This window comes from Sandarakinorhabdus sp. FBCC-B8862, assembly GCF_059745315.1.
Genome location: NZ_CM185574.1, coordinates 1642408 through 1660636, shown reverse-complemented (window position 1 = coordinate 1660636; position 18229 = coordinate 1642408). Strand labels below are relative to the sequence as shown.

Here is an 18229-nt window from a genome sequence, read left to right as displayed (position 1 = left end):
GGCTTGCCCCATGCTGCGTGCCGCGCTTCTTGCCACCATCCTGATCGCGGCGCCGGCACTGGCGCAGGATCGCAGCGGCTTCAGCCTGGGGCCTGTGCTGAAGGATGTCGGCCCCCACGCCGCCGTTGAAGGCGATCTACCGATCCCCAAGGGAACGGTGTTCAAGATCGCCTTTGATCTGCGCGCCAAGGCCGATCCGGGCACGCTCAACCGCCAGATCGAAACCGCGGCGCGCACGCTCAACATGCATGTCGCCAACGGTGTGCCGCAAAAGGATGTGCACATCGTGCTGATCTTCCACGGCCCATCCCTGAACGATCTGCTCAACGCCAGCGCCTATGCCGCCCGCAACGATGGCAAGGCCAATGCCAGCGCCGATGCGGTGGCCAAGCTGATCGGCGCCGGGGTGGAATTTGTCGTCTGCGGCCAGAGCGCGGCGAGCCTGGGCATCAAGAAGGCCGATCTGCTGCCCGGCGTGAAGCTGGCGCTGTCGGCCATCACCGCCCACGCCCTCTACCAGCAGCGCGGCTACACGCTGAACCCGTTCTGATCCTTCAGGCGGCTGCCACTGGCCGTCGCCGCCGCATCAGGCTGCCCACAGCGCCAAAGCCAGCCAGCATCATGGCCCAGCTGGCCGGTTCCGGCACGGCGGCGAACGATTCGATATGCTCGCCATCCACGCCAACCCCGAACTTGGCGAGATAGGTCGTCTTGGTGCCCGACAACTGGGTGCCGCCGGGGATGGCATAAAGCGCATTCAGCGCATCATAATCCCCGGCATAGGGGTGCATGTTGTTCAGCGTGCCGTTGGTGCCCAGCGTGCCGCTTGGATCATTGGTGTAATCCATGCAGGTGCCCAGGTTCAGGTTGGTGAAATTCTCGTCGGCATGGGCCAGGCCCATGGTGTGGCCCACCTCCTGACACATCACCGATTGGCGGAAGGCGGCATTGTTGTACCGGGCCTTGGCATAATAATAATCGTTCAGCTTCACCGTCGCCTTGCTGATGTAACCGTTGGTGAGCCAGATGCTGGCCAGCCCCAGCCAGCCGTTGGCGCCATAATTGGCGTTGCAGGCCTGGATGGTGGCCGTCACCGCGCCGCACAGCTTGGGATCGGCGCTGCCCGCCGTCACCACCAGATCGATATTGTTCAGCACCGTCCAGTCCGATGCGGCGGTGCGCAGATACACGTCCCAGGTGGTCGACACATTGTCGACCAGCTTCAGTTGCAGCGTGGATTCGCGGGCCCAGCGATAGCCATTCCAGGTTGGCGTCAACGCCGCCGCTGCCGGGGTGGCCAGGGCCATCACCGCTGCCACGCTCACGAATTTCCAGCCCATCGCACCCCCCTTTGGCGCCCACTGCACGGCGGCAGTATCGCGCAAAAGCGTAAGCATAAGCTGAATTACATTTTCGACAGGCTGCGCCTCAACCCTTCAGGGCCGGCACCCGCGCCGCCGCCTCGCCCGGATCAATCTCCGGCCCCGGCACGCCCGAATCCACCCGCCCGGCCGCAGCCATGCGGATGGCGCGGCGGATGCGCGGATAGGTGCCGCAGCGGCAGATGTTGGTGATGGCGGCGTTGATGTCCTCGTCGCTGGGGTTCGGCTTGTCCTTCAACAGGGCGGCGGCCGCCATGATCATGCCCGATTGGCAATAACCGCATTGCGGCACCTGGGCTGCGATCCACGCCTGCTGCAGCGGGTGGTCGCGATTGTCGGACAGGCCTTCGATGGTGGTGACGAAGGTGCCTTCCAGATCGGCAATCGTCACCTGGCAGCTGCGCGTCGCCTTGCCATCCACATGCACGGTGCAGGCCCCGCACAGCCCGGCGCCACAGCCAAACTTTGTGCCGGTCAACCCCGCCGCCTCGCGCAGCGCCCACAGCAGGGGCGTCGCGGGGTCCATCAGAAATTCGACAGGATTGCCGTTGACGGTGAACTTGGTCATGCCTTGTCCATAGACCGTGGGAGCCTGCAATGGAACTCAAGACCCTTGATTACCGTGTTGATGATGGCATCGCCCGCATCACGCTCAACCGCCCGGCCGAACTCAACACCATGAACGGCGATTTCTGGCCGGAAATGGTCCGGGTGTTCGATGAAATCGCCCATGACATGGCGGTGCGCTGTGTCATCATCGCCTCCACCGGCAAGCATTTCACCGCCGGGCTCGATCTGAAATGGGCCGGGCAGAATGCGCTGGCCAGCCGCGGCAGCGCCGATCTGGGCCGCCAGCGTGAGGCGTTTCGCCGCCATGTGAAGGAACTGCAGGAAAGCTTCAACGTCATCGACAATTGCCGCGTGCCGGTGATCGCCGTCTGCCAGGGCGGCTGCATCGGCGGCGGCGTCGATCTGGTCACGGCCTGCGACATGCGCATCGCCACCGCCGATGCCTATTTCACCATCCAGGAAATCAATGTCGCCATCGTCGCCGATGTCGGCACGCTGCAGCGCATTCCCTTCCTGTTGCCGCAGGGGCTGGTGCGCGAGTTGGCCTATACCGGGCGCAAGTTCCCGGCCGCCGAAGCCGCCCGCCATGGCTTCGTCAACCGGGTGGAAGACAGTCACGAGGCCGCGCTGGCCGCAGCAGACGCAATCGCGCGCGAGATTTGCGCCAAGTCGCCGCTGGCGATTACCGGCATCAAGCAGGTGCTCAACTATGGTCGCGATCACAGCGTCGCCGATGGCCTTGATTATGTGGCCGTCTGGAACGCCGCGATGCTGCAGGGGGATGACATGACCGCCGCCGTGCAAGCCCAGATGGCGCGGCAATCTGCCACCTTCCAAAATCTGAAGGCCTGACAAATCCGCAGGCTTTGGCATGTTTCGGGCTTGCCTGTTGCGCTGCAGCGCGGCATAGCTACTCCGTCATTTGGCGGATGAGTCCGCCCGTTTCAGGCCAGGGGCAGTATGCGCCGCATCATCAAGTCGATTGTTTCCGCCGGAGCGATGCTCGCGCCGGCTCTCGCCGCTGCACAGGAGGCAGTTGCCGCCGCGCCGGTGCCTCCCGTTGCCACCACCGATGTGCCAGCCGCCACCCCGGCGCTGCTGGCCCCCACGCCCGGCATCGGCCAGCCCACCGGCGGCATCGATCTGCAAACGCCGGTCACCGATATCGCCATCGAAGCCCAGCACATGGTGCACAATGTGCTGAACCCGGTGATGTTTGCGGTCGCCATCTTCGTGCTGATCCTGCTGGCCTGGACCATTCTGCGCTACCGCGCCGGCGCCAACCCGGTGCCGTCCAAGAACAGCCACAACACCGTGATCGAGGTGGTGTGGACCGTGGTGCCGGCGCTGATCCTCATCGTCATCGCCTTCCCCAGCTTCCGCCTGCTGGCCAATCAATATGATCCGCCCAAGGCCGATCTCACCATCAAGGCCATCGGCCACCAGTGGTATTGGGAATATGAATATCCGGATCAGGGTGGCTTCACCTATGATTCGATCATGCTCACCAACGAGGAAGCCGCCAAGCGCGGGTCGCCCAAGCTGCTGGATGTGGACAACCGCCTGGTTGTCCCGGCCGGCGCCACCGTGAAGGTGCTCACCACCGCGGCCGACGTGATCCACAGCTTCGCCATGCCGGCCTTCTATGTGAAGATGGACGCCGTGCCGGGCCGCATCAACGAAACCTGGTTCAAGGTGGACAAGCCGGGCGTCTATTTCGGCCAGTGCAGTGAGCTGTGCGGCACCAAGCATGCCTATATGCCCATCGCCATCGAAGTGCTGCCGAAGGCGCAGTTCGATGCCTGGGTCGCCGCCAAGCAGAAGGAAAACGGCATCGAGCCGAAGGTGGCCGAAGCCGCTCCCGCCGCCACCCCGGCCGCCGCTGAATAAGATCTGAGAAGAGGAACCCACCCATGGCTCACGCCGCAACCGCCGGGGCGCATGATCACGATCATGACCACACGCCCGGTTTCATCCAGCGCTGGCTCTTCTCGACCAACCACAAGGATATCGGCACGCTCTACCTGATCTTCGCGATCATCGCCGGCACCATCGGCGGCGCGATTTCGGGCATCATGCGCCTCGAACTGGCGCAGCCGGGCATCCAGTATCTGACCTTCATGACCCAGGGCAATGTCGATCAGGCCAACCATCTGTGGAACGTGTTCATCACCGCCCACGGCCTGATCATGGTGTTCTTCACCGTGATGCCCGCCATGATCGGCGGCTTTGGCAACTGGTTCGTGCCGATCATGATCGGCGCGCCCGACATGGCGTTCCCGCGCATGAACAACGTGTCGTTCTGGCTGCTGGTGCCGTCCTTCCTGCTGCTGTGCGGCTCGATGTTCGTCGAAGGCCCGGCCGGCGCCAATGGTGTCGGCACCGGCTGGACGGTCTATCCGCCGCTCTCCACCGCCGGCCACCCCGGCCCCGCCGTCGACATGGCGATCCTGTCGCTGCACATCGCCGGCGCCAGCTCGATCCTGGGCGCGATCAACTTCATCACCACCATCCTCAACATGCGCGCACCGGGCATGACCATGCACAAGATGCCGCTGTTCGTGTGGTCGGTGCTGGTCACCGCCTTCCTGCTGCTGCTGTCGCTGCCCGTGCTGGCCGGCGCCATCACCATGCTGCTGACCGATCGCAACTTCGGCACCCACTTCTTCACCGCTGATGGCGGTGGTGATCCGATCCTCTATCAGCACCTGTTCTGGTTCTTCGGTCACCCAGAAGTCTATATCCTGATCCTGCCGGGCTTCGGCATCATCAGCCAGATCGTCTCCACCTTCAGCCGCAAGCCCGTGTTCGGCTATCTCGGCATGGCCTATGCCATGGTCGCCATCGGCTTCATCGGCTTCGTTGTGTGGGCGCACCACATGTTCACCGTCGGCCTCGACGTGAACACCAAGATGTATTTCACCGCCGCCACCATGATCATCGCGGTGCCCACCGGCATCAAGATCTTCAGCTGGATCGCCACCATGTGGCAGGGTTCGATCAAGTTCGACACGCCCATGCTGTGGGCCATCGGCTTCATCTTCATGTTCACCGTTGGCGGCGTCACCGGCGTGCTGCTCTCCAACGCCGGTGTGGATACCTATTTCCACGACACCTATTATGTGGTCGCCCACTTCCACTATGTGCTGTCGCTGGGCGCCGTGTTCGCCATCTTCGCCGCCTGGTATTACTGGTTCGGCAAGATGTTCGGCAAACAATACAACGAGTTCCTGGGCAAGCTGCACTTCTGGGTCTTCTTCATCGGCGTGAACGTGCTGTTCTTCCCGATGCACTTCCTGGGCCAGGATGGCATGCCGCGTCGCATCCCCGATTATCCGGATGCCTATGCCTATTGGAACCAGATCGCCTCCTATGGCTATGCCATCATGGCGGTCGGCATGCTGATCTTCTTCCTCAACATGCTGGTGTCGGCCTTCTCGCGCCGCAAGGTGGAAGACAATTATTGGGGCGAAGGCGCCACCACCCTGGAATGGACCCTGTCCAGCCCGCCGCCCTTCCACCAGTTCGAAACCCTGCCGGTCATCAAGTGACGGCAACACGGGGGCGGTGCTTCTGCACCGCCCCCGAAGGCGTTCCCAATGTCTGAAATGGCCAACCCCTCCAGCGCCCTTCCCAGCACCCTGCTGGCCGACTGGCGGGATTATTTCGCCCTGCTGAAGCCGCGGGTGATGACTCTGGTGATCTTCACCGCCGCCTGCGCCATGGTCGCGGCGCCGGGCCAGATGCACCCCTTCCTCGCCTTCATCGGCATCCTGTGCATCGCGGTGGCCGCCGGTGCTGCCGGCGCGCTCAACCAATGGTATGAAGCCGATATCGATGCGGTGATGAAGCGCACCGCCAAGCGCCCGCTGCCCGCCGGCAAGCTGGAAAAGCCGGAAGCGCTGGCCTTCGGCGTCATCCTCGGCACCGGCTCGGTTGCCATGATGGGCCTGGCATTGAACTGGGTCGCGGCCTTCTGGCTCGCCGTCTCCATCCTCTTCTACGTGGTGGTCTACACCGCCTGGCTCAAGCGCCGCACGCCGCAGAACATCGTCATCGGCGGCGCCGCCGGGGCCTTCCCGGTAATCTGCGGCTGGGCCGCCGTCTCCGGCGACACGCCGCTCTTGGCCTGGATCCTGTTCGCAATCATCTTCCTGTGGACGCCGCCGCACTTCTGGGCGCTGGCCCTGTTCATGGAGGCCGATTATTCCAAGGCCGGCGTGCCGATGCTGCCGGTCACCCATGGCCTCGCCGAAACCCGCCGCCAGATCCTCGCCTATTCCGCTTGCCTCGTGCCCGTCACCATCGCGCCGACGCTGCTGGGCCTGGCTGATTGGGCCTATGGCGGCACCGCCATCACGCTCGGGATCATCTTCATGGTCATGGCGGTAAAGGTGTGGCGCAACACCGCCACGGCACCGGCCGGGATGGGCCCCGAAAAACAGCTGTTCAAATTCAGTCTTCTCTATCTGGCCTGCCTGTTCGGCGCCCTGGTGGCTGACCGGCTGCTGCTGCCATGAGTGTCGAGCCTGCCAGCTGGACCCCGGCCGAGCGTGAAGCCTTCTACGCCCGCCGCGCCTCGCGCAACCGCGCGCTGGGCATCCTGCTCTTCACCCTCGTGGCCCTGTTCTTCGGCATCACCGTGGTGCGGATGACCGGCCAGGTGAAGAACGCGCCCGACACGCCTGCCACCGCGGCCAAGCCGGCATGAGCCACGCCGGCACCCCGCTGCATCAGGCCAACCGCCGCATCGGCCTTGCCGCCGCTGCCGGCGCGCTGGCGATGGTCGGCGTCGCCTATGCCGCGGTGCCGCTCTATCGCCTGTTCTGCCAGGTCACCGGCTTTGGCGGCACCACCCAGGTCGCCGCCGCCGCGCCCGCCGCCGACCGGCTGGTCGGGGTCGCCGGCCGCACCATCAAGGTCCGCTTTGATTCCAATGTCGCTCCCGGTCTGCCCTGGCGCTTCCACCAGAAACAGAACGAGGTCAGCATCCCTATCGGCGAAAAGCGGATGGCCTTCTACACCGCCACCAACACCGGCGACCGGCCGATCACCGGCCGCGCCGTCTTCAACGTCTCCCCCGACGTTGCCGGCCAGTATTTCATCAAGATTGCCTGCTTCTGCTTCACCGAACAGACGCTGAAGGCCGGCGAAACGGTCGAGATGCCGGTTGTCTGGTATGTCGATCCGGCGATCATGGATGATCCGGTTGCACGCAAGATCGACGAAATCACGCTCAGCTACACCTTCTATCCAGTGGACAAACCGGAGCAGGTCAAGGTAAGTGCTGCGACAAATCGTAACACATCAGGATAGGGCCACCATCATGGCTGCGGGCAAGACCCACGATTTCCACATTCTCAATCCGTCATCGCGGCCGCTGATGATGTCGATGGCGGTGCTCGTGCTCGCCAGCGGCGCCATCGGCTGGATGCACAAGACGGGCTGGGGCATGGCCACCTTCTTTGCCGGCCTCGCCGCCGTCTCCGCCATGTTCTTCCTGTGGTGGAAGGATGTGGTGCACGAAGCCAACACCGGCGATCACACGCCGGTGGTCCAGCTGCATCACCGCTATGGCATGATCCTGTTCATCGCATCCGAAGTGATGTTCTTCGTCGCCTGGTTCTGGGCCTATTTCAACGCCGCCCTCTACCCCTCCATGCACGAAGGCATCGAAGGCGCCTGGCCGCCCAAGGGCATCGAACTGCTCGATCCCTTCGTCTTCCCGCTGCTGAACACGCTGATCCTGCTGCTGTCGGGCACCACCGTCACCTGGGCCCACCACGCGCTCATCCATGATGACCGCAAGGGGCTGAAGCAGGGCCTGTGGGTCACCATCGCCCTCGGCCTGATCTTCACCTGCGTGCAGGCCTATGAATATCACCACGCCGAATATGGCCTGGCCGACAGCATCTATGGCGCCGCCTTCTACATGGCGACCGGCTTCCACGGATTCCACGTCATTGTCGGCACCATCTTCCTGATGGTCTGTCTCGCCCGCACCTACAAGGGCGATTTCACCCCGCGCCACCACTTCGGCTTCGAAGCCGCCGCCTGGTATTGGCACTTCGTCGATGTGGTGTGGCTGTTCCTGTTCATCGCCATCTATGTGTGGGGTTCGCACTTCGGTGCGGCGGTGGCCCACAGCCCGCTTGGCTGAGGCGCCGCATCCCGCGCAGGTCGCGCTCAAGGGCCGCTGTCCACGCTGTGGCGGCGGCCCGCTGTTTTCCGGCGTGCTGAAACTCGCCCCGGCCTGCACCGTCTGCGGGCTGGATTATGGCCGCTTCAATGTCGGCGATGGCGCCGCCGCCGGCGTGATCCTGCTGGTCGGTGCCATCATCATGCCGCTGTCGCTGGTGGTGGATTTCCGCTTCAATCCGCCCTGGTGGGTGCACATGCTGCTGTGGGTGCCGGCCGTGGTCGGCCTGTCCCTGGCATTGCTTCGCCTCTCCAAGGGCCTGCTGGTCGCGATGGAATATCGCAACGACGCTGGCGAAGGCCAACGCGCCGACCAATGACCATCCGCAAACTGCCGGTGCTGCCCACGCTGATCACCATTATCGGTGTGCTGATCCTGTGCGGCCTCGGCCGCTGGCAGCTGGAACGGCGGGAATGGAAACACCGGCTGATCGAACGGCTCGCCGCCGCCCCCAATCTGCCGCCGGTTTCCCCCGGTGAATTTGAACGCGCCATGGCCGGCGACGTTTCGGTGCAGTATCGCCGGGCGGAGATCAGCTGCCATGCCGGGCCGAAAAAACCCTATGATCTGCGCCCCGGCGCATCCGCTGGTGGCACCTCCGGCTATTTCGTCGTCGTCTCCTGCCGGCCCAACAACCGCCCGCCCGACATTGTCGCCGTCGCGGGCTGGACGCGTCGCATCGATGCCAAGGATGCGGTGATCAACCTCGATCACGAATTGTCGGGCATCATCATCGAACGGCCCTATGGCAATGATCCTGGCCGCCCGCGCTTCATGCTGATCCCCGATGCCGCGATTCCGCCGCTGGACCGTCCGCAACAGCCCAGCGCCGCCGACCTGCCCGACAATCACCTGGCCTATGCCGGCCAGTGGTTCGGCCTCGCCATTGCGCTGAGCGCCATCTATGGCCTGTGGCTGCGCAAGCGCGGCTTGGTTGCGCCCACGCCCAAGCCCGAATAACAGGCAGGCGTCATGCGCTATATCTCCACCCGCGGGCAGGCCCCGATTCTCGATTTCCGTGGTGCAACGCTCGCCGGCCTCGCCAGCGATGGCGGGCTTTATGTGCCCGAAACCTGGCCGCGCTTCACCACGGCCGAAATCGCCGCCATGGCCGGCCTCTCCTATGTGGAGGTGGCGGTGCGCGTCTGCCGGCCGTTTACCGGCGACTGCCTTGATGAAGCCGCCCTGCGCGATATCTTCACCCGCGCCTATGACCGCTTCGCCCACGTCGCCGTGGTGCCGCTGAAGCAGCTCGATCACCGCCATTTCCTCGCCGAAATCTTCCACGGCCCCACGCTGGCCTTCAAGGATATCGCACTGCAGGCGCTGGGCCTCGTATTCGAACGTTTCCTCGGCGAATCGGGCGCGCATGTCACCGTGATCGGCGCGACCTCGGGCGACACCGGCTCGGCTGCCATCGATGCGTTGGCCGGCCGCGCCGGGGTGGAGGTCTATATGCTCCATCCGCACGGCCGGGTGAGCGAGGTGCAGCGCCGCCAGATGACGACCGTGCTGGATGGCAACATCCACAACATCGCCATCACCGGCAATTTCGATGATGCGCAGGCGCTGGTGAAGGCGATGTTCAACGATGCCGCCTTTGCCGGCCGCTTCCCGCTCGCCGCCGTCAACAGCATCAATTGGGCGCGTCTGCTGTTCCAGGTCGTCTATTATTTCACCACCGCTTTGTCGCTCGGCGCGCCGCACCGCGCGATTTCCTATGCGGTGCCCACCGGCAATTTCGGCGACGTGTTTGCCGGCTATGTCGCCGCGCAGATGGGCCTGCCCATCGAACGGCTGGTGGTGGCCACCAACGAGAATGACATTCTCCACCGCGCCCTGTCGGCCGGCGATTACAGCCAGGGTGTAGTGCGCCCCACCGATGCCCCGTCGATGGACATTCAGGTTTCCTCCAACTTCGAACGGCTGCTCTTTGATCTTGCCGACCGCGATGCCGCCCAACTGGCGGCGCGCATGGCGGAGTTTGAAGCGACGAAGCAGATGCGCTTGCCCGACGACCAGCGCGCTGCCGCCGCCCGCCTGTTCACCTCCGCCCGGGTCGACGCTGCCGAGATGGCCGACACGATGCGCTGGGCGCTGGCGCACACGGGCGAACTGCTCGATCCGCACACCGCCATCGGCCTCGCGGCCGCCCGGCGCGATCCGGGCACCGCCCCGATGGTGACGCTGGCCACCGCCCATCCGGCCAAATTCCCGGCCGCCGTCGCCGCTGCCACCGGCATCACCCCGGCGCTGCCGGCGCGTCTGGCCGATCTGATGACCCGCCCCGAACGCTATGATGTCGCCCCGGCCCAGCTGCAGGCGATCGAGGCCAATATTGCACAGCGGGCCCGGCCCCGGTGAACCCGCCCACCATCACCATCCTCGACAATGGCCTGCGCGTGGCCAGCTGGGCCATGCCCGGCCTTGAAACCGCCGCGGTGGCGCTGATCACCGACGCCGGCTCGCGCCACGAACGGGCCGAACACAACGGTCTTGCCCATCTGTTCGAACATATGGTGTTCAAGGGCACCCACCGCCGCTCCGCCCGCGCCATTGCGGAGGAGATGGAGGATGTCGGCGGCCAATTGAACGCCTGGACGTCCCGCGATTCGACCATGTTCCACGCCCGCATCCTCGGCCGCGACCTGCCGCTGGCGGTGGACCTGATCGCCGATCTCGTCACCGGCGCCCGCTTCGATGCCGACGACATGGCGCGCGAGAAGGAAGTGGTGCTGCAGGAACTGGGCGAGGCCCGCGACACGCCGGATGACATCGTGTTCGATCATCTCCAGCTTGCCGCCTTTCCGGGGCAGGGCCTCGGCCGCTCCATCCTGGGCGATGAGGAAAGTCTCGCCCGCATCGGGCGCGATGACCTCGTGGATTGGCAGGCCAGCCATTATGCGCCGCAGCGGTTGACGCTGGTCGCCACCGGCAAGGTGGATCATGCCACCCTGTGCCAGTTGGCGGCCACCGCCTTCCCGGCCGCGGCCACCGGCGCGGCGGTTGCGGCCACGGAATCGGCGGTTTTTGCCGCCACCACCCACCACGACGGCCGCCGCATCGAACAGGCGCAGTTGACTGCCGGCTGGGCCGCCCCCAGCCATCATGATCCGGCCCAGGATGCTGCCCTGCTGTTCACGCTGGCGGCCGGCGGCGGCATGTCCTCCCGGCTGTTTCAACAGGTCAGGGAGGAACGCGGGCTGGCCTACACCGTCTCCGCGTCGCTGCAGCCCTATGCCGATGCCGGCCTGATGAGCGTGCACGCCGCCACCGATCCCAAGCAGGCCGCAGCTGCCCGCGATCTCATCACCCAGGTGTTGCATCAGACGGCCCAAAGCCTTGAAAAGGCAGAACTTGACCGTGCCCGCGCCCAGGCCGTCGCCGGCCTGCTGATGGCGCTGGAAGGCGCACAAGGGGCCAGCGACTATCTCGGCCGCAGCCTGATGGTTCACGGCCGCTTCCTGCCCCCCGCCGAACTCGTCGCCCGGATCGAGGCGGTGACCGTAGACCAGGCCCGCGCCGCCGGTGCCGCCATGCTCGCCGGTGCCCCCGCCCGCGCCGAAATCGGCCGCCACAAGCCCGCCGCATGACTGCGCTTTCCACCCTGATCACAGAGGCTTGGCCGGATTTCGGCCTGATCGATTCCGGTGGTGGCCGCAAGCTGGAACGCTATGGCCGCTTCCGCTTCATCCGCCCCGAACCCCAGGCCATGTGGGCGCCGGCCACCCCGGACTGGAAGGCGGATGGCGAGTTCATTGGCGGCAGTGACGAGGATGGTGGCGGCCGCTGGCAACTGAAGCCGCAGGTGCCCGACCGTTGGGAATTGTCGCGCGGCCCGGTGCGCTTCTGGGCCAGCAACACGCCGTTCCGCCATCTCGGCTTCTTTCCCGACATGGGCGGTCAGTGGGATTGGCTGGCCAGCCGCATCCGGCCTGGTGACAAGGTGCTGAACATGTTCGGTTATACCGGCGTCGGCAGCCTGATGGCGGCCCAGGCCGGTGCCCAGGTCACCCATGTCGATGCCAGCAAGAAAAGCGTCGCGGCCGCCCGTGAAAACGCCGGCCTTTCGGGCCTGGCCGACGCGCCGGTGCGCTGGATCATCGATGATGCGCTGAAATTCCTCCGCCGCGAGGTACGACGCGGCAGCAAATATCATGGCATGATCTTCGATCCGCCCAAATATGGCCGCGGCCCGGATGGAGAGGTTTGGCAACTGGAGCGCGACCTGCCAGAACTCGTTGATCTCGCAAGGCAATTGCTCGCCGATGATGCGCGCTTCCTGGTGCTCACCGTCTATGCCATCCGCATGTCGGCCCTCGCCCTCCACCCGCTCCTGGCCCAGGCCACCGTCAGCCGCGGCGGCCAGATCGAGGTGGGCGACATGGCCATCCGCGAGGAGGCCCGCGGCCTGCTGCTGCCCACCGCCATCTTCGCCCGTTGGAGCGCCTGACCCGTCAGCCCTGAAGCAGCGCCTGCCAAGCCAAGGCGGTCATTGCCCCGGCCGTGAGCACCATGCGCAGCCGGCCATACCAGCCCGGCATGGCGCGGGCTGCCAGATCCCACAGCAGGTGCAGCAGCAGGGCGGTGGCCAGCGCACTGAACTGGATCACCCGCATGTTGGCTGGCACCAGCACCAGGATCAGCCAGCCGGCAATGCTGGGCAGCATGGCGAGGCCGATCAGCCGGGGGGAGGGGGCATCGGCCTGTACCGCCGCGCCCCAACGGGCACCGCCCAGAAAGCTGAGGATGATGGCGCTCCACCACAGCAGCGCCTCGTTGAATTGCCAGCGGAAATCGGGCGCCAGCATCGTGCCGAGCGGCGCCGCGAAAAACGGGATCAGGCCGGCCAGGCCATAGAGCAGCACAACGCGGGGGATCGTCATGCCCACCCCCTGCCATGCCCCTGGCAGCAGGGCAAATGCGGCAATTTGGTCAGGGCCGGCAGGCCCGCACGCTCGCCGGATCCGGCCGCACCCCCGGCCGGAACACCGCGACATAGCCCCTGGCAAGGTCAGTCACCCCCATCAGCTCATAGCCGACCGCCTTCACCTCGCAGACCAGCAGCGCCTTGGGCATGCCATGGGCTTCGGACGGCTGGTCCAGATCGACGATGACGATCTTGCCGCCCGGCTTCAGGCTGGCGCGCAGCCGGTCAAGCAGCAGATAGGGCTGCTCGATCTCGTGATACATGTGCACCATCAGCGCGACATCCACGCTGGCCGCCGGCAACCGCGTGCTGGTCTGCCGGCCCTGGACATAGCGGACGTTGCTGTAACCTGCTGTCTGCACCCGCTGACGCACCTGGTCCAGCGCCATGGCCGACAGGTCCTGGGCATAAACCCGGCCTTGCGGGCCGACGATGGGCGCCGCCTTCAACACATAATAGCCGCCGCCCGTGCCAATATCGGCCACGGCCATGCCGGGCCGAATCCCTGCAATCCGCAGCACATCGCTGGCCTCGCCCTGGCGGTCGCGTGCGGCCTCGTTGCCAAAGGCCTGTGAAATGATCGGTGCCACCGGCCGGGCCGGACGCGGCAACGGCCCGGCACCGCCGAGCAGGACGGGCAGTATCAAGGCAGGCATGATCCGACGCACAGTCGTTTTCTGGCAGGCCAGCATGGCCAAAAAATGTCAACGCGCTGTGCTGCTTGCCGATTTCGGCGCGCTGCCCAGCGTGGGCAGGGCGCGCCAGCGGTTCATCTGGCGCTGGAACTCGTTCAGGGCCCGGCCCGACAGCTCCGCACCGCCAATGAAGCGCAGCGACACCGGGTTCACTGCCTGTCCGCGCAGCCAGACCTCGTAATGCAGGTGCGGCCCGGTCGACAGGCCAGAGGATCCGACATTGCCGATCACCTGGCCTTGCCGCACGCTCTGCCCCGGCTTCACCGCGATGCGCGACATATGGGCATAGGCAGTGGCCAGCTCCTTGTTGTGGCGGATCATCACATAGCGGCCATGGCCGCCGTGCCAGCCGGCAAAGCTGACCGTGCCACCGCCGGCTGCCATGATCGGTTCGCCACTGCCGGCCCCGAAATCAACGCCCTTGTGCATGCGGGAAAAGCCCAGCACCGGGTGAAAGCGCATGCCAAAACCGCTGGACATGCGGGCGCCATCCACCGGCGTCTTCATCAGCCCCTTCTTCACGCCTTCGCCGCTGCCCAGATAATACTCGCCCTTGAACAGGCCGATTTCCACCGGGGTCTTGCCCTTGCGCATGATGGCGCCAAACAACAGCTTGCCATGGCGCACCTCGCCGGTCTCGGCGCGGTCCTGCTCGATGATGATGTCGTACCGGTCGCCCTTGCCCAGGCCGCGCTGGAAATCGACGACATGCCGCATCTGCCGCACGAACTCGCCGGCCTGTGCGGCCGGGATACCGGCGCTGCGCAAGGCGCGGTTGAGGCTGCTGCCCACGGGCCCCGACAACCGCAGCGGCGTGGAATCCACCTTGATCGGAATGCGCTTGATGGTCAGCGCGCCATCCACGCGGCTGATCTCCACCCGCAGATCAAAGGCCGCGCGCAGGTTCAGGCTTTCAAGCGGGCGCGGCACGGTCTTGGTCTCGCGCCGCCCCAGCACCAGTTCGGCCCGCACGCCGCCGCCCGGCCGGGCACTGCCCAGCAAACGTGTGACCTCCGCCAAATCGCCACTGCTCACGCCGGCATTGCGCAGTGCCGCAGCCAGTCCGCGCGATCCGATGGTGACGCTGCGCTCCACGCGCGGCCGTTCCGGTGGTTCGGCCAGCGGCCGCAGCAGCCGTGCATCCACCCGCGGGCCGGCGCCGGTGGGGCCGCCCAGGGCCAATGGCGCGATGATGTGGGGCCGGGCATCTTCCAGCTGCACAGGCGTGAAACCGGGCGGCAGCAGCGGCAGGATCGGCTGCACCTGCAAGGCCGCCCAGCCGGCCCCCAGCACCAGCCCGGCACAGGCGCCGGCCTTCAGCCACCAGCGCCGGGTGAAGATCGCTGTGCCCAGATCCAGATCAACGTCGCCAACCGTGGTCGCCCGGTGGAGCGCCGCAAGATCATCAGCCAGACGTTGCCGTTCATCGGCCAGGGCGCGTGCCACGCCATCGGCCACCCGGCGCAACGGACGGCCAGGGGCCGGCAGCGCAACGCTGCCGCCAAAGGCCGGTTGATATTCGGGTTGGTACAAGTGCGACCCCCTGCCAACACCCCGTGGTCGACCGTTCAGCACGGTCCACGCGTGGTTTGCCGCCGCCGAGTCGCCGTGTCAATTCCGCAACAAGCTGTGGACAAGTCTACATGCCCGCTCCGGGCAGAGGCGACGATCCTTGCGTTGCGAATCGGCCTATGTCAGCTTCCGTTTCATGATCGTGTGCGTCGGGCATTCGTGACACAGCGGCGGTTCGCGCCGTTCTTGGGCAAGCCGGTTCCGGTTGCCGTCAGCGCCGCCGTCGTTGCCATCGGTTGCCCCATGCGTTCCCATTGCCACAGCCCCTTGTTGGCCGGCCGGCGACGGGCCACCTTGCCGGCGTGATCCAGCGTCCGGCCTCGCCCTCTTCCGCCGCCAAGGTGACGGCCGTGCTGGGCCCGACCAACACCGGCAAGACCCATCTCGCGGTCGAGCGGCTGTGCGGCCACGCCAGCGGCATCATGGGCTTCCCGCTGCGCCTGCTGGCCCGCGAAATCTATGACCGGGTGGTGGCCGCCAAGGGTGCCCACCAGGTCGCGCTGATCACCGGCGAGGAAAAGATCGTGCCGCCCCAGGCGCGCTGGTTCCTGTGCACGGTGGAGTCCATGCCGCTGGACCGCGAGGTGGCGTTTGTTGGCATCGATGAAGGCCAACTTGGCGCCGATCCCGAGCGCGGTCATGTCTTCACCGATCGGCTGCTCAGGGCGCGCGGCTATGCCGAAACCATGATCCTGGGCTCGGAAACGCTGAAGCCCCTGATCCGCAAGCTGCTGCCCGAGGCGGAGATCATCACCCGGCCGCGCTTTTCCACCCTGGCCTACGCCGGCCCGAAGAAGCTGTCGCGCCTGCCGCGCCGCACGGCCATCGTCGCCTTCACCGCTGCCGAAGTCTATGCCATCGCAGAGATGCTGCGCCGGCAAAAGGGCGGGGCGGCGGTGGTGATGGGCTCGCTTTCGCCGCGCACCCGCAACGCCCAGGTCGCGATGTATCAATCGGGCGAGGTGGATTATCTCGTTGCCACCGATGCCATCGGCATGGGTCTGAACATGGACATCGCCCATGTCGCCTTTGCCGGTCTGGGCAAGTTTGACGGCAAGCGCCAGCGGCGGTTGACGCTGGCCGAAATGGCCCAGATCGCCGGCCGCGCCGGCCGCCACCAGCGCGACGGCACTTTCGGCACCGTGCAGCTTGGCGCGCAGGAACAATGCAGCTTTGCTCCCGAAGAGATCGAAGGGCTGGAGGCACATCGCTTTGAACCGCTGACCCAACTGGTCTGGCGCAACCATGCGCTCGATTTTTCCAGCCTGCCGCGCCTGGTGGCCACCATGGATGCCCGCCCGCCCCGCCCGGAACTGGTGCGCGCCGATGATGCACTCGATCTGGCGGTGCTGAAGCGGCTGGCCGGCGAGCCTTGGGTGATGGAACGGGCTGGCAGCCGGCTGCTGGGCGAACGGGGTCTGTTCCGCCTGTGGCAGGCCTGCAGCCTGCCCGATTACCGCAAGACTGGTGTCGAAGCGCATACGCGGCTGGTCGCCCGTGTGTTCCGCCACCTCACCGAAGGCAATGGCCGGCTGCCAGAGGCCTGGATCGCCGCCGAGATTGCGCATCTTGACCGGGTGACCGGGGATGTCGAGGCAATCGCCGACCGCATCGCTGCGGTGCGCACCTGGACCTACATCGCCCACCGGCCCGATTGGGTGGACAACACCGCGACCTGGGCCGAACGAACCCGGGCGCTGGAAGACCGCTTGTCTGATGCGCTGCATGCGGCGCTGACCCAGCGCTTTGTCGATCGCCGCACCGCAGTGTTGCTCAAGGATCTGAAGGCGCGCGGCACGGATGCGCTGGTGGCCATCGAAACCGATGGCGCGGTTGCTGTGGATGGCGAAGTGATCGGCCGCCTCGACGGGTTCCGCTTCACCGCCGATGCTGCGGCGCGGGCGGGCGAACAGCGCTTGCTGCTGGCAGCGGCGGAACGCCATCTTGTGCGCGAGCTGGCCCACCGCGCCCGCCAGCTGGCCGACAGCCCGGCTGGGGATTTCGCTCTGGTTGCCGGCAGCAAGGGTGGCCAGCATCTGCACTGGCGAAGCGCCCGGGTTGCTACCCTGCGCAAGGGCCGCGATGCCCTGACACCACGGGTGGAGCTTGACCGTGCGGTCACCAGCCTTGGCCCCGATGATAGGCGCCGCGTCCAGCAGCGGCTGGAGGCCTTTGTGGCCGAGGCGACCGGCCGGGTGCTGGCGCCCTTGTGCAAGCTGGCGCAGCTCCACGGCGAGTTGTCGCCGTCGGCGCGCGGGCTGGGCGTGCAGCTGGTGGCAGCGCTCGGCGTGCTGGATCGCGCGCCCCTCGCCGAACAGCTGGCCGGCCTGACCCGGGCGGACCGGCAGGCGCTGGCGCGGCTCGGCGTGCGGCTGGGGCCGCAACATGTGTTCGTGCCTGCCCTGCTGCGGCCGGAGCCGACCCGCTGGCGCCTGGCCTTGTGGGCGGTGGCGCAGGACCTGGCGGAACTGCCGGCGGCGCCGGCGCCCGGCCGGGTCAGCTTCGCCAGCGATGGTTTCTCGCCCGAATTTCTCGCCGTGGCCGGCTTCTGGCGGGTGGGGCCGCAGGCCGTGCGCATCGACATGGTCGATCGGCTGGCCCGGCATATCCATGATCGTCGCAACGGCCGCACCCCGTTCATGCCGGATCCGGCCTGGGCCACCAGCCTGGGCCTGTCGCACGATGGCCTCGCGCGGTTGCTGCGCGCCCTGGGTTATCGGCCGCGCTTGGTCGATGGCGCCACCCAGTTTGCCTGGGCTGGCCGTGCCCAGGGTGCGCGGCCGGCCGCGACACGCCAATCCGCTGATGCCGCCAGTCCCGATGCCGGGGGGAATGGCGCGTCACCCTTCGCGATCCTGGCAGCGATGAAAGGCAGGTAGAA

At 66.2% G+C, this 18229-nt stretch carries 19 protein-coding genes; 14 read left to right on the top strand and 5 right to left on the bottom strand.

Annotated elements, in window-relative coordinates; genetic code table 11:
- Nucleotides 1-10: 10 nt before the first annotated feature.
- Entirely contained in the window at nucleotides 11-550 is a 540-nt protein-coding gene (locus AC6BOR_RS08125) for a DsrE family protein (RefSeq protein ID WP_498057987.1), read from the top strand.
- A 4-nt stretch (nucleotides 551-554) separates the two neighbouring features.
- Here AC6BOR_RS08125 and AC6BOR_RS08120 read toward each other — a convergent pair whose 3' ends face one another.
- Together AC6BOR_RS08120 and AC6BOR_RS08115 are read right to left on the bottom strand one after the other, a co-directional pair.
- Nucleotides 555-1340 (bottom strand): PEPxxWA-CTERM sorting domain-containing protein, encoded by a 786-nt coding sequence (locus tag AC6BOR_RS08120; protein ID WP_498057986.1) that lies wholly within the window; start codon nucleotides 1338-1340, stop codon nucleotides 555-557.
- A gap of 88 nt (nucleotides 1341-1428) precedes the next feature.
- Nucleotides 1429-1950 carry a (2Fe-2S)-binding protein gene (locus AC6BOR_RS08115; protein ID WP_498057985.1) on the bottom strand — a complete coding sequence of 174 codons (522 nt, stop codon included), beginning with the start codon at nucleotides 1948-1950 and terminating at the stop codon, nucleotides 1429-1431.
- A gap of 29 nt (nucleotides 1951-1979) precedes the next feature.
- Here AC6BOR_RS08115 and AC6BOR_RS08110 point away from each other — a divergent pair, with 29 nt between their 5' ends.
- From AC6BOR_RS08110 to AC6BOR_RS08055, 12 genes are all read left to right on the top strand, one after another.
- The gene (locus tag AC6BOR_RS08110; protein ID WP_086115161.1) at nucleotides 1980-2804 is read left to right on the top strand and encodes a crotonase/enoyl-CoA hydratase family protein; all 825 of its coding nucleotides are present in this window, start codon (nucleotides 1980-1982) and stop codon (nucleotides 2802-2804) included.
- A 108-nt stretch (nucleotides 2805-2912) separates the two neighbouring features.
- Complete coding sequence (gene coxB / locus AC6BOR_RS08105; protein WP_498057984.1) at nucleotides 2913-3842, top strand: cytochrome c oxidase subunit II; 930 nt, start codon at nucleotides 2913-2915, stop codon at nucleotides 3840-3842.
- 23 nt (nucleotides 3843-3865) lie between these two features.
- On the top strand, nucleotides 3866-5503 hold the full coding sequence (gene ctaD, locus AC6BOR_RS08100) for a cytochrome c oxidase subunit I (RefSeq protein WP_498057983.1): 1638 nt from the start codon (nucleotides 3866-3868) through the stop codon (nucleotides 5501-5503).
- A gap of 48 nt (nucleotides 5504-5551) precedes the next feature.
- Nucleotides 5552-6472, top strand: coding sequence for a heme o synthase (locus tag AC6BOR_RS08095; RefSeq protein WP_498057982.1), 921 nt, complete (start codon nucleotides 5552-5554; stop codon nucleotides 6470-6472).
- Nucleotides 6469-6663 (top strand): cytochrome c oxidase system small membrane protein, encoded by a 195-nt coding sequence (locus tag AC6BOR_RS08090; RefSeq protein WP_498057981.1) that lies wholly within the window; start codon nucleotides 6469-6471, stop codon nucleotides 6661-6663. The genes AC6BOR_RS08095 and AC6BOR_RS08090 overlap by 4 nt, the downstream gene beginning before the upstream one ends.
- On the top strand, nucleotides 6660-7268 hold the full coding sequence (locus AC6BOR_RS08085; protein ID WP_498057980.1) for a cytochrome c oxidase assembly protein: 609 nt from the start codon (nucleotides 6660-6662) through the stop codon (nucleotides 7266-7268). The genes AC6BOR_RS08090 and AC6BOR_RS08085 overlap by 4 nt, the downstream gene beginning before the upstream one ends.
- Nucleotides 7269-7278: 10 nt before the next feature.
- Nucleotides 7279-8112, top strand: coding sequence for a cytochrome c oxidase subunit 3 (locus AC6BOR_RS08080; protein ID WP_498057979.1), 834 nt, complete (start codon nucleotides 7279-7281; stop codon nucleotides 8110-8112).
- Nucleotides 8105-8470: a DUF983 domain-containing protein gene (locus AC6BOR_RS08075; protein WP_498057978.1), complete on the top strand. Its 366-nt coding sequence runs from the start codon at nucleotides 8105-8107 to the stop codon at nucleotides 8468-8470. The genes AC6BOR_RS08080 and AC6BOR_RS08075 overlap by 8 nt, the downstream gene beginning before the upstream one ends.
- A complete protein-coding gene (locus AC6BOR_RS08070; protein WP_498057977.1) occupies nucleotides 8467-9111 on the top strand; it encodes an SURF1 family protein in 645 nt (214 codons plus the stop codon). The genes AC6BOR_RS08075 and AC6BOR_RS08070 overlap by 4 nt, the downstream gene beginning before the upstream one ends.
- Nucleotides 9112-9123: 12 nt before the next feature.
- The gene (gene thrC, locus AC6BOR_RS08065) at nucleotides 9124-10515 is read left to right on the top strand and encodes a threonine synthase (RefSeq protein WP_498057976.1); all 1392 of its coding nucleotides are present in this window, start codon (nucleotides 9124-9126) and stop codon (nucleotides 10513-10515) included.
- Nucleotides 10512-11744: a M16 family metallopeptidase gene (locus AC6BOR_RS08060; protein WP_498057975.1), complete on the top strand. Its 1233-nt coding sequence runs from the start codon at nucleotides 10512-10514 to the stop codon at nucleotides 11742-11744. The genes thrC and AC6BOR_RS08060 overlap by 4 nt, the downstream gene beginning before the upstream one ends.
- Nucleotides 11741-12604, top strand: coding sequence for a class I SAM-dependent methyltransferase (locus AC6BOR_RS08055; protein WP_498057974.1), 864 nt, complete (start codon nucleotides 11741-11743; stop codon nucleotides 12602-12604). The genes AC6BOR_RS08060 and AC6BOR_RS08055 overlap by 4 nt, the downstream gene beginning before the upstream one ends.
- Before the next feature lie 4 nt (nucleotides 12605-12608).
- Here AC6BOR_RS08055 and AC6BOR_RS08050 read toward each other — a convergent pair whose 3' ends face one another.
- Genes AC6BOR_RS08050 through AC6BOR_RS08040 form a run of 3 tightly spaced genes read right to left on the bottom strand, consistent with a single transcriptional unit; the run spans nucleotide 12609 to nucleotide 15309 of the window.
- Entirely contained in the window at nucleotides 12609-13037 is a 429-nt protein-coding gene (locus AC6BOR_RS08050) for a DUF3429 domain-containing protein (protein ID WP_498057973.1), read from the bottom strand.
- A gap of 49 nt (nucleotides 13038-13086) precedes the next feature.
- The gene (locus AC6BOR_RS08045) at nucleotides 13087-13737 is read right to left on the bottom strand and encodes a class I SAM-dependent methyltransferase (RefSeq protein ID WP_498057972.1); all 651 of its coding nucleotides are present in this window, start codon (nucleotides 13735-13737) and stop codon (nucleotides 13087-13089) included.
- A 48-nt stretch (nucleotides 13738-13785) separates the two neighbouring features.
- Complete coding sequence (locus AC6BOR_RS08040) at nucleotides 13786-15309, bottom strand: M23 family metallopeptidase (protein ID WP_498057971.1); 1524 nt, start codon at nucleotides 15307-15309, stop codon at nucleotides 13786-13788.
- Nucleotides 15310-15650: 341 nt separating this feature from the next.
- On the opposite strand from AC6BOR_RS08040, the gene AC6BOR_RS08035 reads away from it, so the two are divergent.
- A complete protein-coding gene (locus tag AC6BOR_RS08035) occupies nucleotides 15651-18227 on the top strand; it encodes a helicase-related protein (protein ID WP_498057970.1) in 2577 nt (858 codons plus the stop codon).
- Nucleotides 18228-18229: the final 2 nt, after the last annotated feature.

Coding starts and splice junctions, on each gene's coding strand:
- AC6BOR_RS08045 (WP_498057972.1), bottom strand. CDS start 13,737: ATGCCTGCCTTGATACTGCCCGTCCTGCTCGGCGGTGCCGGGCCGTTG.
- AC6BOR_RS08055 (WP_498057974.1), top strand. CDS start 11,741: ATGACTGCGCTTTCCACCCTGATCACAGAGGCTTGGCCGGATTTCGGC.
- AC6BOR_RS08115 (WP_498057985.1), bottom strand. CDS start 1,950: ATGACCAAGTTCACCGTCAACGGCAATCCTGTCGAATTTCTGATGGAC.
- AC6BOR_RS08085 (WP_498057980.1), top strand. CDS start 6,660: ATGAGCCACGCCGGCACCCCGCTGCATCAGGCCAACCGCCGCATCGGC.
- AC6BOR_RS08090 (WP_498057981.1), top strand. CDS start 6,469: ATGAGTGTCGAGCCTGCCAGCTGGACCCCGGCCGAGCGTGAAGCCTTC.
- coxB (WP_498057984.1), top strand. CDS start 2,913: ATGCGCCGCATCATCAAGTCGATTGTTTCCGCCGGAGCGATGCTCGCG.
- AC6BOR_RS08070 (WP_498057977.1), top strand. CDS start 8,467: ATGACCATCCGCAAACTGCCGGTGCTGCCCACGCTGATCACCATTATC.
- AC6BOR_RS08095 (WP_498057982.1), top strand. CDS start 5,552: ATGTCTGAAATGGCCAACCCCTCCAGCGCCCTTCCCAGCACCCTGCTG.
- thrC (WP_498057976.1), top strand. CDS start 9,124: ATGCGCTATATCTCCACCCGCGGGCAGGCCCCGATTCTCGATTTCCGT.
- AC6BOR_RS08050 (WP_498057973.1), bottom strand. CDS start 13,037: ATGACGATCCCCCGCGTTGTGCTGCTCTATGGCCTGGCCGGCCTGATC.
- AC6BOR_RS08120 (WP_498057986.1), bottom strand. CDS start 1,340: ATGGGCTGGAAATTCGTGAGCGTGGCAGCGGTGATGGCCCTGGCCACC.
- AC6BOR_RS08080 (WP_498057979.1), top strand. CDS start 7,279: ATGGCTGCGGGCAAGACCCACGATTTCCACATTCTCAATCCGTCATCG.
- AC6BOR_RS08125 (WP_498057987.1), top strand. CDS start 11: ATGCTGCGTGCCGCGCTTCTTGCCACCATCCTGATCGCGGCGCCGGCA.
- ctaD (WP_498057983.1), top strand. CDS start 3,866: ATGGCTCACGCCGCAACCGCCGGGGCGCATGATCACGATCATGACCAC.
- AC6BOR_RS08110 (WP_086115161.1), top strand. CDS start 1,980: ATGGAACTCAAGACCCTTGATTACCGTGTTGATGATGGCATCGCCCGC.